Source organism: Sphaerisporangium rubeum (assembly GCF_014207705.1).
GTDB classification, from domain to species: Bacteria; Actinomycetota; Actinomycetes; order Streptosporangiales; family Streptosporangiaceae; genus Sphaerisporangium; species Sphaerisporangium rubeum.
In genome coordinates, this window is record NZ_JACHIU010000001.1 from 501,451 (window position 1) to 513,953 (window position 12,503).

Below are 12,503 nucleotides of genomic sequence, written 5' to 3' on the forward strand. Positions count from 1 at the left end.
CCGTACCGGTGGCCTCGAACGGAGCGCCGGTCCAGGCGTGACCGCCTGAACCGGCGCGGAGTCGAGACCTCGGTCGCGGACTAGGCCCGGGTCCACCGCTGGGTGGCCTGGCCGTTGCAGGAGGCGACGGTCACGCCGGAGGTGTTGCCGGTGCCGGTGACGCTGAGGCACAGGTTGTTGGCGGCGCTGGTGACGGTGCCGTTGGAGTTGAACACCCACTGCTGGTTGCTGTTGCCGTGGCAGTCCCACAGCTGCACCCGGGTGCCGGAGCCGGCGCCGGTCGGGGAGTCCAGGCACTTGCCGAGGGTCTGCAACTGCCTACCGGAGGTGTAGGTGAACAGCTGGTTGGGGTTGGTGTGGCAGTCGTAGATCTGCAACTGGGTGCCGTTGGCGCTGGCACTGTTCGGGGAGTCGACGCACCGGCCCGCTCCCTCGTTGCGCAGCCGGAACGAGCCCCCGGCGGTCGGCGTCACCGTGGGGGTGACGGTGGGGGTGACGGTCGGGGTCACCGTGGGGGTGACGGTGGGGGTGGGGTTGCTGCCGGTGAGACCGAAGAAGTCGATGGCGCGTTGGGCCATGCCGGTGGAGGGGAGGCTGTGGCCGGCGCCTTGGACGGTGATGGCTTCGACCTTGACGTTGCCGGAGCTGTCGGCGTAGCTGCGGCGGTTCCAGTTGGTCTGGATGGTGTCGGTCCTGGTGGGGGTCTGGCTGAGGCCGTGGACGTTGGTCCACTGCTTGACTTCTTCTTCGAGTTCGGAGTAGGCGACGACGTTGTCGCTGGTGCCGTGCCAGGCCTGCATGCGGGGCCAGGGTCCGCGGAAGCTGGGGTTGGCGTTGCGTGCGCGGTCGCCCCAGGCCTGTGCGCTGATGTTGACGCAGGGTGCGGAGTTTCCGCCGGGTGAGTAGGCGGCCTCGTTGGGGAAGCAGGTGAACGGTACTCCCATGAACGCGGCGCCGGCTTTGAAGACCTCGGGGTAGAGGGCGAGCATGGCGTTGGTCATCATGGCGCCGGAGGAGCTGCCGGTGGCGTAGACGCGGCCGGGGTCGCCGCCGCGGTTCTGCTGTACCCAGGTGATCATGGACATCAGGGACACCGGGTCGGTCTGGCCGCCTCGGACCTTGGAGGCTTCGGACCAGTTGTCGAAGCAGTTGCCCTTCTTGCTGGCGGAGGGGTAGATGACGATGAAGCCGTAGCGGTTGGCCAGGGTGGCGAACTCGCTGGAGGAGTAGAAGCCGGGGCCCGATCCGCCGCAGGGGTGCATGGCCAGGATGATGGCGGGGCTGGCGGGTGCGTTGTCGGGGACGTACAGGTGCATGCGCAGGTTGCCGGGGTTGGCGCCGAAGTTGGTGACTTCGGTCAGTGTCGCGGCGGCGGCGGGGTGTGTGAACACCAGGGCCGCGACAGCGGACAGCAGCACGGCGCCGGCGCCTGCCAGCGCGGTGATGATTCGCTTCATCCGCTCTCCTCTGCTTGGACGATGCCGGAACTCGGCGGGATCTGGTCGGATGCTTGCCTGCCTGGTGCGCGGTACCGCGGCACATGACCGCTCACAAGGTCTCACCGCCTGCCGGTATAGAAGTGAGGCGACGTGGTGGTCAAGCGACGACCACACGGCGGCGGCGACGCGCGCGCCGACGACCCCCCCAACCGCTGCATATCAAGCTACTTGTTATAAAGTTGCTTGATATGGGACACGAAACTTTCACTCCGGGGCCCGAGCGTTTTCGTGTTCCCGTGACCCCTCCTCCGGCCCCGCGCGTCCGCCGCGCCGCGCCACCCGCGCCGCGCCTGAGCTACCTGGTGTACCGCCTGGAGCGCCGCATCCGGGCCCACCTCGACGAGGCCCTCTCCGAGCTCGGCATGACCACCACGGCCTACATGGCGCTGAGCGAGCTGCGCACCCGCGACGGGGTCTCGTCGGCGGAGCTGGCCCGCATCGCCTTCGTCACGCCGCAGGCCATGAACCTCGTCGTCCGTGACCTGGAACAACGCGGCCTCATCCGCCGCGACCCCCATCCGGACGGCGGCCGCGTCCTGTGCGTACGCCTCACCCGCGAAGGAGTGGCCGCGCTACGCCGCTGCGACCGCCTGCTCGACGACATCGAGGAGGCCATGCTCGCCGAGATCGGCCCCCTGACCCGTGAGACCCTGGTGCAGAACCTCACCCTGTGCGCGCGGGCCCTGCGTCCGGACACCCCTGCCGGATGAGACGACAGGCCCGCGCGACGACCGGCCACCGCGTGCGTGACCACGTCAGGAGAACCGATGAAGAGGCTGATTCCAGCCGTCCTCGCGCTGGCGACGCTCACCACCGGCCTCGCGACCGGCACCCCCTCGCACGCCGCCGCCTCCGCCTACATCCGGGTCGACCAGGTGGGCTTCGCGGCGGCCGAGGCCAAGCACGCCTACCTGATGACCGCCGGCGCGGAACCCACCGGCCGCTTCACCGTGGTGGACCGCCGCGGCCGTACGGTCCTCACCGGCACGATCGGCCGTGACCTCGGCGCCTGGAACACCCGCTATCCGCACGTCCACGACCTGGACCTGACCCGGCTGCGGACCCCCGGCGCGTACCGCGTCAAAGCGGGTGCGGTGATCTCACCGGAGTTCGAGGTGGCCTCCGCCGGGCTGCCGGCCGGCACCGCGCGCAAGGTGGTGGGCTTCTTCGGCCTCCAGCGCGACGGCGCGCGAGCCGACGGCGGGCCGAGCCACCTGAACGACCGGACCGCCTCGGTCTACGCCTGGCCGAGGTTCACCGGCCCTGACACCGACCAGATCAAAGGTGGGCTGACCAGGATCGGCGGGCCGGTGGACGTCGAGGGCGGCTGGTTCGACGCGGGTGACTACCTCAAGTTCACTCACATCCTGTCCTACGTGGACACCCTGCTGTGGGCCGCGGAACGGGACGGCGCACACGTCCGGCACCTGCGCGCCGAGGCCGTACACGGCCTGCGGTACCTCGACAAGATGTGGGACGAGAAGACCAGGACGCTCTACATCCAGATCGGCATCGGCGCCGGCGACAAGGCCGGCACCTACTACGGCGACCACGACGTCTGGCGGCTCCCGCAGGCCGACGACGGCGCGACGGGCCGGCGGCACCGGTTCATCCGGAACCGGCCGGTGTTCCGTGCCGCCGCACCGGGCAAGCCGATCAGCCCCAACCTCGCAGGACGCACCGCCGCCGCGTTCGCGCTCGCGGCCCAGCGTGAGCCGTCCCGTGAGCGGGCCAGGGAACTTCTGGACAAGGCCGCCTCCGTCTACGCCATGGCGAGGACCACCGATGTCGGCCGGCTCGTGACCTCGCTTCCGCACGCCTTCTACCCCGAGAGCGTCTGGCGCGACGACATGGAGCTCGGTGGCGCACAGCTCGCGCTGGCCGCGCAGCGCCTCGGCGACCCCCGCGCCGGCCGGTGGCTGGCCCGGGCCGCGCGCTGGGCCGCCGAGTACCTCGACAAGGAGACCGGCGACACCTTCAACCTGTACGACGTGAGCGCGCTCGCGCACGCCGACCTCCTGAAGGCGATGCGCCGGGCCGGAGCGAGCGGCCTCGCGGTGTCGGAGCCGGACCTCGTCGCCGGCCTGCGCGCGCAACTGGAGATCGGCGCCAGGCGCGCCGCCGCCGACCCCTTCCGCGCCGGGGCCGAGTACGACGATTTCGACTCGGTACCGCACGCTTTCGGCCTGGCGGCCACCTCGCGGCTGTACCGGTCGGTGACCGGCGACCGATCCTACGACGCCTTCGGCACCGGACAGCGGAACTGGGCCCTCGGGGCGAACCCGTGGGGGGTGTCGTTCGTCGCCGGGGCAGGCGAGAACTCGATCGCCTGCCCGCACCACCAGATCGCCGGCATCACCGGCAGGCCCGCCGTAGGCGCGGTGGTGAACGGCCCCAACAGCGCCGGCCTGTTCGGCGACGGCCTCGGCGGACGCTTCGACGAGATGACGCCGTGTCCGCGCGACAAGACCGACCGGTACAAGCGGTTCACCGGCCGGGGCAGCCGGTTCGTGGACGACGTCCGCTCCTGGCAGACGTCGGAGCCGGCCGACGACTTCGCGGCCGTCGCGCTGTACGCGCTGACCTTGATGTCGCGGTGAGCCGGCGCAAAAGCGCGCTAGCCGGACGCACGACTCCGCCGGTAAGACGACTTACCGGAGGCGATTCTGAGCGTGGCTCATATTTCATCCTGTTCTAGAAGAAGGTTCTGATGTTGAAACTTACATAATGTGTCGTGGGGATATTTGCGCGCATCGCTAAATCGAGTGATTGAGGGAATGGGGCTGAAAGGTCCCATTTTCATATACCTAGCCACCGCTGAGGAGGCGGCTGCCCTAGTGTGTGGGAGCGCTCCCGCGGCTTGGGGCCGGCGCTCATCAACCATCCTGGATCGCCCCTGGTGTGAGAGAAAGGTGCCGATTCTCCATGACGGCACGTGACGAAAGCCCGCTTTCCCGGTCGCTCCTGGACGGAACCGCCACCGTGGGTCGTCCGGGGGACTCCGGCCCTCGCGGACGGCGGCGCTGGGCCCGGCATCTGTGGTGGTCGTCCCTGGTCGCCGGCGCGGCCGGCGCGGCTCTCGTCTGGCTGCTCACCCCCCACACGCGGGAGATCCAGACGCCGTGGGAACTCGTGGCCAAGCTGCTCGCGTTCGCCTGCCTGTGCGTGGCCATCGCGTTCTTCCCGTGGGTGTCGCCGCGCCTGCAATGGCTGGTCTACATCCCGTTCGTCTTCTTCACCGGGTACATGGTCCCGCGGATCAGCTGGTTCTACTACGGCGACACAGCTCGCGCGCAGGGCGACTATTTCTACACGCACCTCTATCTGCTGTTCTATCCGGCGATCGTCCTGACGGTGGCCGCCGCCTACCGGATCGGCGGCGGCAGCCCCGGCCGCTGCCTGAAAATCATGGCGACCGGCGTCGTCATCCTGTTCTCGGGGTTTCTCGACATCATGTGGTTCGTCGCCAACCCGGTGGCGATCCCCGAGGTCATCGACGCACCCCACATCAACCTGATAACCGGCGGCCCGATCTCCTTCGGCGCGACCATCCTGTTCGCCCTCGCGCACGTCCCGATCGTCGTCGCGATCAACATGCTCCCCCTGGACCGCTGGATCACCCGCCTGCTCGGGACCGAGGACCCCACCCCGGTCCGGTGACCCGTCCCGGTCGTCATACCCGCATCCGAAGCTTCTCCGGGAGGTGAGAATTGCCGAACACGAATGCCGGGCCCCGCACCGTCGACATCTCGGTGGCGGCACCCGCGTACAACGAGGCCGAGACCATCGCGGCGACGGTGACGGAGTGGCGCGACTACCTCGCGCGGCACCCGGCGGTCGGCACGTGGGAGATCGTCGTGTGCGACGACGGCAGCACCGACGCGACCGGAGCCATCCTCGCCGCACTGCGAGCCGACTGCCCCGAGCTCACCGTCGTCTCGTACGGCCGCAACAGGGGCGCCGGCGCCGCGATCGCCGCCGCGATCGCCCGCACCCGCCTGGACTGGGTCGTGCTGCTCGACTCCGACGGCCAGTTCCCGATCGCCAACCTCGACACGTTCATCCCGCGCATCCAGGCCGGCGAGGCGCTCGCCTTCTCCGGCGCCAGGATCAAGAAGGCCGACGGCCTGCCGTACCGGTGGGGCTCGGCGGCCAGCGGCGCGGTCAGCAACGCACTGCTCCGCACCCGCTACCGCGACTTCAACTCGATCTTCAAGGTGGTCAGCGGCCCGCTGTTCCGCGCGCTGCCGCTGGAGTCCGGCGGGATGAACTGCTCGACGGAGATCACGGCGAGGGTCGCCGAGCTGGGTCACACCTGGGTGGAGCTTCCCATCGAGCACCGCGAGCGCGGCGGCGGCCGTCGCGGATGGCGCTTCTGGAAGGGAGCGCGGGACCGCGCGCTGTTCGTGGGCTACGTGGGCTACCGCAACTGGCTGCTGCGCAGGGGTGTCCTGCGCGCGCCGGCCCCGGACGAAGCGCCGCCGCCACTGCCGGTGAGGTCCGGCGTGACGGAGGAGACCCGATGAGCACCCGTCCGCGTCCCCTGAGCACGGTCACCATGTTCAGCGGCGGACGCGGCGGGGCCGGCATCGCGCGCCAGCTGCTGAGCGTCCCCGGGCTCGACCTGGCCCTGGTGATCAACGGGTACGACAACGGGCTGTCCACCGGCGCGCTGCGGCGTTACCTCCCCGGGATGCTCGGGCCGTCCGACTTCCGCAAGAACTGCCTGCTCCACCTGGACCGCGGCGATCCGCGGCAGGCCGCGCTGATGTCCGTCCTGGAGCATCGCCTGCCGGCCGGGATCACGCCGGAGCGCCTCGTGGACCTCGTCGACGAGATCGCCGGGCCGGACGCGGGCCGTCCGCCGTTCGGCGCGCTGCGGCGGGAGGCGCGAGAGGAGATCACACGGGACCTGCGCCTGTTCGCGCGCCGGCTCCGCGCCGAGCCGTACGGGATGGACCTCGGCGACTGCGCGCTCGGCAACCTCGTGTTCGCCGGCGCGTATCTGCGCACCGGGGAGGACTTCAACGCCGCCGTTCGCTCCTGCGCTCGCACGTTCGGCTCCCCGGTCCGGCTGCTGAACGTGACCGGCGGCGAGAACGCCTACCTCGCCGCGCTCAAGCGGGACGGCCGCCTGCTGGCCGACGAGGCCGACATCGTCGCGCCGCAGGACGCCGAGACCATCACCGACCTGTTCCTGCTGCGTCAGCCGATCGGCCCGAGGTTCCGCGCCGAACTGGAGGCGATGCCCGCCGCGCGGGTCCGTGAGGTCCTGGCCCGCCACCGCGCCGACGTCACGCCGAACCCCGAGGCGCTGGACGCGATCAGGGACACCGACCTCCTCGTGTACGGGCCGGGGACGCCGCATTCGTCCCTGCTGCCGAGCTACCTGACGCCTGGCGTCACCGAGGCGATCGCGGCGAGCCGGGCCGTGGCCAAGGTGTTCGTCGTCAACACCAGGGCCGACCACGACACCCAGGGGCTGACCGCACCCGACCTGGTCGACCTCACCCTGACCTACCTCGGGGACCCCCGCAACGAGCGGCGCACCGTCACCCATGTCCTGTCCCCGCCGTCGGACGGCCTGCCGGCGGTGCCTCCGGTGCCGCGCGCCGTGACCGAGCGCGGCGAGTGGGCCGGCGCGCGGTGGGTCACGGCCGACCTGGAGGACCCCGGCCGGCCAGGCGTGCACGGCGGACGCAGCACCGTCGACGCGCTGACGGCCATCTGCGGCGAAGCGGCACTGGCGGGAGCCGAGTGACCGCGGCCGCCGTGGCCGTCGGCCGCCGGACCTGGCTGTGCGACCTCGACGGCACACTCGTCGACTCCTGTCCGGCGCACGAGGCCGCGTTCCGCCAGGCGATCGCGGAGTTCGCACCCGGTGCGCTCGCCACGTTCCGGTACGCCGAGCACACCGGCGCGAGCACCGCCGAGGTGGCGGCACGCCTGGTCCCCGGCGACGCCGTCACGGCCGAGCGGCTGACCCGGCGCAAGCAGCGGCTCTACCACGAGTACGTCGAGGCGGGAATGGTCGCCTTGCTGCCCGGCGCTCGCCGCCTCCTCGACCGCCTCACCGAGGACGGCCGCACGGCGTACCTGGTCACCAGCGGCAGCCGCGGGTCGGTCGAGCGGGTCCTCGCGGCCTGTTCCCTCGGCGGCTGCTTCCGTGACGTGCTCACCAGCGACGACGTCCCGGTGAGCAAGCCCGATCCGTGGTTCTACGCGTACGCCTGCCGTCGCTGGTCCGTCGACCCGGCCGAGGCCGTGGCCGTGGAGGACTCCGCGCACGGCGTGGCGTCCGCCGTCGGCGCCGGGCTGGTGACCCTTCAGGTCCACGCCACCGAGCCCGCGGCGGGAGCGATCGCCGTACCGGGGCTCGACGACATCGTGTCCCTCTTGCGGCAGGAGCAACGGTGAGTGAGCGCGTCTGCGCGGTGATCCCGGCGGCCGGACGCGGCACCCGGCTCGGTTCCGGCATCCCGAAGATCATGATCGAGATCGCCGGCGGCGTCACCGTCTGGCACCTGCTGTACCGGCGGCTGCGGCCCCGGTCCGAGCACGTCCATGTCGTCGTCTCCCCCGAAGGCGAGGCCCCGTTCCGGGACCTCGCGGCGGAGGAGATCGCGAGCGGCGCCGTCTCGGTGAGCGTCCAGGACGAGCCGACCGGCATGGGAGGCGCCATCTTCGGCGCCGCGCCGCACTGGGAGCCGTACGACACGATCCTCGTGGTCTGGGGTGACCAGGCGAACCTGTCCCCGGCCACCGTCCGGCGTGTCGTGGCCGCGCACCGCACGTCAGGGCTCACCGTTCCGCTGGTGCCGATGGCGGATCCGTACGTCGAGTACGAGGTCGCCGGCTCCGCGCTCGTCCGGGTGCGGCAGTCACGCGAGGGCGACGAGTGCCGTCCCGGCGGGCTCAGCGACGTCGGCGTGTTCTGCCTCGGCACGGACGGGCTGCGAAAGGAGTGGACACGCTATCTGCGGGACGCCGCCCCCGGCACCGTCACCGGCGAGGTCAACTTCCTGCCGTTCCTTCCCTACCTGTCGCAGGTCGCCGGCCGGCCGCTGACCGTGGTGCCGGTGGACGACCCCGACGAGGCGCGCGGCATCAACACTCAGGCTGACCTCGACTTCGCCAGGCAGGCGTACCTGCGCGGCACGGAGCCCGGCGGCCGATGAGAAAGCCGCCGCGTCCCGTCTACGTCGTCTGCGCCGAGACGCCGCCGGACGTCGTCGGCGGGCTCGGACGGTACGCCGAGCGGATGATGGCCGCCATGCGGCATCTCGGCACACCTGTCGAGGTGTTCGGCGCCACCACGCGGCGCACGGCGCCGCGCGAGGAGCGGATCGGCGACGTCACCTTGCACCGGGTGCGCACCCCCGGCGGCGGGAACCGGGCCGTCCGGGTGATCGGGGTGCTGCTGTTCAACGTGCGCGTCGCGGCCCGCATCCTCAGAGCCCGGCCGTCGGGATCCGTCGTCGCCGTGCACGACTGGATGGGCTGCGTCGCCGGAATCCTCTGCCGGCTGCTCGCACGCACCCCGGTGGTGTTCCACGTCCACACCCGCGAACTCAACGCCGGCCCCTCCCGCCGCCGGTCCGCCGTGGCGGCCGGCATCGCGGCGCTGGAGACCGTACAGGCGCGGACGGCACGCCTGATCGTGGTGCCGAGCACCGGGATGCGGGACGAACTCGCGGCCTGCGGCTGGCCGTCCGACCGGCTGCGCGTCATCCCGCACGGATTCGAGGACCCCGAACTGCTGCGGCTGGCCGCGCTCGGCGACGACGAGCGCGACCGGCTCGCCGCGACGGTCCGGCGCCGCCACCTGCCAGGCGGCCGAGGACGGCTCGTGGTGTTCGCCGGCCGCCTGTCGCCGCACAAGGGGGTCCGCACCCTGATCCGCGCGGCCCCGCTGATCGCCGGCGAGCGCGACGACGTACGGATCGTGCTCATCGGCGCGCAGGCGCCACGCACCGACGACGACGCCGAGGTGGCACGGCTGATCGACGAGACCGGCGCCGGCCGCCACGTGATCGCCGGCTACCGTTTCCTCCCCTCCGCCGAGGTGTTCACCCACTTCCTGGCCGCCGACGTGTGCGTGTTCCCGTCCACGTACGAGCCGTTCGGCCTCGTCGCGATCGAGGCGATGGCACTGGCCCGGCCTGTGGTGGTCGGCCCCGGCTACTCCCCGGAGGTCGTGGGGGACGGCGCGGTCCGGTGCGAGCACGACTCGCCGGAGGAACTGGCCGCCGCCGTGCTGCGGTGCCTGGACGACCCACCGGCCGCGTCCCGGCTCGCCTCCCGCGGCGCCGCTCACGTACGAGAGCGGTACACGTGGGCACGGACGGCGGAGCTCACCTTGGCGGCGTACGGCGAGCCGGCCCGGTGACGCGCCGGCGCGGGGACGTACGCGCACGCGTCGCGCGGATCGTCGAGGGTCACCGCTGGGCCGCCGGGCCGACGCTGGTGAGCATCCTGGCCAGCGGCACCGCGGCGGCCACCACACTGGTCATCGCCAGGGGGATCGGCCCCGCCGCGTTCGGCCACTTCACCGTCGTCCTGTCGATCGCGCTGATCGTCACCGTCGCCATGCTCACCAGCCTCAACTACGTCATGTTCCAGGAACTGCCGCGCGCCGAACCGGCGGACCGGCCGGCCCTGGTGACCACGGCGCTCTTCTCGACACTGGTGCTCGGGACGGCCCTGTTCGCCGCCGGGATGCTGGCCGCGCCGCTGCTGACCGCCGCGCTCGGCGTCGACACCCGCACGCTCGCCTTCGGCCTGGCGCTGGCGCTGTCGATGACCGTGAACCAGCTCACCGAGAGTTTCCTGCGCGGGCTGAAGAGGTTCAGGCTCGTCGCCGCGCTCAAGCTGGCCGTCGCCGTCGCCTACCTGGCCGGAGCGGCGTACTGCCTGCTCGTGCTCGGGATCGGGGACGCCGAGGTGTACCTCGGCGCGCTCATCGTGACGAACCTCGTCTTCGCCGTCGTGGCCGTCGCCGGCTCGGAGGTGGCGCCACGCTCCTGGTCGCCGGTCCTCGCGCGGTCGCTCTACCGGCACGGCGCGTACGTGACCGCCATCGCGACGTTCACCGCCGTGCTCTTCGGCATCGACGTGATCTTCCTCAACCACTGGGTCGGCCGCGCCGACGTCGGGGTGTACTCGCTGTACAACGGCTTCCCCAAGCGGCTGCTCGGCGTCGTGTTCACCGACGGCATCGGCCTCGTACTGCTCCCCATGCTCGCCACGACCGCCAAGCCCGCACTCATGCGCAGGATCGCACGGCTCGCGCCGTCCCTCGCGGCGGCCACCGCGATCGTCTCCTTCGCGGCGAGCCTGGTGTTCTTCCTCGTGATGGGGGGCGGCTACCCGTACTCGGTCCCTCTGATGGCGCTGGCGGCCGCCGGCATCGGCGCGCACGCCGTCTTCAACCTCTACTTCGTGGCCCTCACGATGGACGGCGTGCGCGGCGCCAAGGTGTTCATCGCCTGTCTCGCCGCCGGAACCCCCGCCGCGCTCGCCTGCCAGGCGGTGTGCATCGCCTGGTGGGGCCTCGTCGGCGGACTGGTGGCGTTCGCCTTGACCAACCTCGTCCTCGTGGCCGTAGTGGCGGCCGTCGCCGGCCGGGTGTACCGGCCGGACGGCCAGAAGACGGTCACCCCGTCCACAGAGGAGCCCGGCCGATGAGGATCGCCGTCACCCCGTCCGAACAGGAGCCCGGCCGATGAGGATCGCCTGCGTCATCAACCAGTACCCGCCGAACATCACCGCCGGCCTCGGCCGCTACGTCGAGCTGATCACGCCGTACCTGACCCGCGACCACCACCTGGCCGTCTTCACCCTCAACGACGGCCATCAGCCCGTGCACGAGCGCACCGACGGCGTCACCGTGTACCGGCCCCTCGGCCGCGTCCTCGGCGCCGTCAGCCGCCGCCGGCGCCTCAACCGCACCCGAGGCGCCGAGTTCGCCCTGCTCGCGCTGAACGTCATGGTCAGCAACTGGCGCTACTTCCTGCGCCTGCGCCGCGTGCGCCGCGACGAACGGCCCGACCTGGTCGCCGTCCACGACTCCACGAACTTCCTGTGCGGCCTGCTCTGCCACTACGTCCTGCGCCTGCCGGTCGTCTTCCACGTGCACACCACCGAGTACGGCGTCGCCGCGCAACGCACCATCACCGACCCGCTGAACCTGTTCGCCGCCATCGAGCGGTGGCTCGCGCGGATCTCCCGCCGAGTGGTCGTCGCCACCCCGGAGGTACGCGAGCAACTGACCGCCGCACGCTGGAACCGCACCCCGATCGACGTCGTCCGCCTCGGTGGCACCTACGAGAACCTGCTGGCCGACCCCACGTTCGACCGCGACGAGCTGCGCACCGGCGCCGCGACCCTGCGCACCAGGCTCGGCATCGCCGCCGACGATCCGGTGCTCCTGTTCGTCGGCCGCATCGAACGGCAGAAAGGCATCTACCCGCTCCTGGAAGCCATGCGGAAGATCACCGCCGCCGTCCCCCGTCTACGCCTGGTGATCGTCGGGGAAGGCGACGACACAGGCGTGGCCAGGATCGTCACGGAAACGGGCCTCGACGGCCGTGTCCTGACCTCCGGCGGTTTCGTCGAAGGCAAGGCACTCCTGGAGTTCTACGAAATGGCCGACGCCTGCGTCTTCCCCTCACTCTTCGAGCCGTTCGGCCTGGTGGCCACCGAGGCGATGGCCCTCGCCAGACCCACGATCCTCGGCGACGGCTTCTCCAGCATCTTCCTCGGCGACCCCGACCGTCCCGCCGTCCGTTTCGTACGAAGCACCGACCCCGCCGACATCACCCGCGTGGTGGTCGACGTCATGACCGACCCGGACCTGCGCCACACCCTGGCCTCCAGAGGAGAGAGCTTCGTCCGGGAGAACCTGAGCTGGCGCGGAGCCGCCGACGAGACCCTCGCGGTCTACCGCACCGCACTCGACGACACACCGTGACGTCTCCTTAGGTGATCGCCTACCAGAAAGAT

General features: G+C 71.3%; 11 protein-coding genes. 10 read left to right on the forward strand and 1 reads right to left on the reverse strand.

The window, feature by feature from the left end; genetic code table 11:
• Positions 1-80: 80 nt before the first annotated feature.
• Positions 81-1,457, reverse strand: a complete 1,377-nt coding sequence (locus tag BJ992_RS01980) for an extracellular catalytic domain type 1 short-chain-length polyhydroxyalkanoate depolymerase (RefSeq protein ID WP_184978251.1) — start codon at positions 1,455-1,457, stop codon at positions 81-83.
• A 278-nt stretch (positions 1,458-1,735) separates the two neighbouring features.
• On the opposite strand from BJ992_RS01980, the gene BJ992_RS01985 reads away from it, so the two are divergent.
• The 10 genes from BJ992_RS01985 (at position 1,736) to BJ992_RS02030 (ending at position 12,471) form a co-directional block, all read left to right on the forward strand.
• Positions 1,736-2,209, forward strand: a complete 474-nt coding sequence (locus BJ992_RS01985; RefSeq protein ID WP_343072456.1) for a MarR family winged helix-turn-helix transcriptional regulator — start codon at positions 1,736-1,738, stop codon at positions 2,207-2,209.
• 57 nt (positions 2,210-2,266) lie between these two features.
• On the forward strand, positions 2,267-4,099 hold the full coding sequence (locus BJ992_RS01990) for a glycoside hydrolase family 9 protein (RefSeq protein WP_184978253.1): 1,833 nt from the start codon (positions 2,267-2,269) through the stop codon (positions 4,097-4,099).
• Positions 4,100-4,424: 325 nt separating this feature from the next.
• Positions 4,425-5,159 (forward strand): hypothetical protein, encoded by a 735-nt coding sequence (locus tag BJ992_RS01995; RefSeq protein ID WP_246496495.1) that lies wholly within the window; start codon positions 4,425-4,427, stop codon positions 5,157-5,159.
• A gap of 50 nt (positions 5,160-5,209) precedes the next feature.
• Positions 5,210-6,025 (forward strand): glycosyltransferase family 2 protein, encoded by an 816-nt coding sequence (locus BJ992_RS02000; RefSeq protein WP_184978254.1) that lies wholly within the window; start codon positions 5,210-5,212, stop codon positions 6,023-6,025.
• Positions 6,022-7,260 carry a 2-phospho-L-lactate transferase CofD family protein gene (locus tag BJ992_RS02005; protein ID WP_184978255.1) on the forward strand — a complete coding sequence of 413 codons (1,239 nt, stop codon included), beginning with the start codon at positions 6,022-6,024 and terminating at the stop codon, positions 7,258-7,260. The genes BJ992_RS02000 and BJ992_RS02005 overlap by 4 nt, the downstream gene beginning before the upstream one ends.
• Positions 7,257-7,916 carry an HAD family hydrolase gene (locus tag BJ992_RS02010; protein ID WP_343072457.1) on the forward strand — a complete coding sequence of 220 codons (660 nt, stop codon included), beginning with the start codon at positions 7,257-7,259 and terminating at the stop codon, positions 7,914-7,916. Before BJ992_RS02005 ends, BJ992_RS02010 begins: the two co-directional genes overlap by 4 nt.
• Entirely contained in the window at positions 7,913-8,677 is a 765-nt protein-coding gene (locus BJ992_RS02015) for an NTP transferase domain-containing protein (RefSeq protein WP_343072458.1), read from the forward strand. The genes BJ992_RS02010 and BJ992_RS02015 overlap by 4 nt, the downstream gene beginning before the upstream one ends.
• Entirely contained in the window at positions 8,674-9,888 is a 1,215-nt protein-coding gene (locus tag BJ992_RS02020; RefSeq protein ID WP_184978256.1) for a glycosyltransferase family 4 protein, read from the forward strand. Before BJ992_RS02015 ends, BJ992_RS02020 begins: the two co-directional genes overlap by 4 nt.
• The gene (locus BJ992_RS02025; RefSeq protein ID WP_184978257.1) at positions 9,885-11,186 is read left to right on the forward strand and encodes a lipopolysaccharide biosynthesis protein; all 1,302 of its coding nucleotides are present in this window, start codon (positions 9,885-9,887) and stop codon (positions 11,184-11,186) included. Before BJ992_RS02020 ends, BJ992_RS02025 begins: the two co-directional genes overlap by 4 nt.
• A gap of 37 nt (positions 11,187-11,223) precedes the next feature.
• Positions 11,224-12,471 carry a glycosyltransferase family 4 protein gene (locus BJ992_RS02030; protein WP_184978258.1) on the forward strand — a complete coding sequence of 416 codons (1,248 nt, stop codon included), beginning with the start codon at positions 11,224-11,226 and terminating at the stop codon, positions 12,469-12,471.
• The last annotated feature ends 32 nt before the right edge of the window (positions 12,472-12,503 follow it).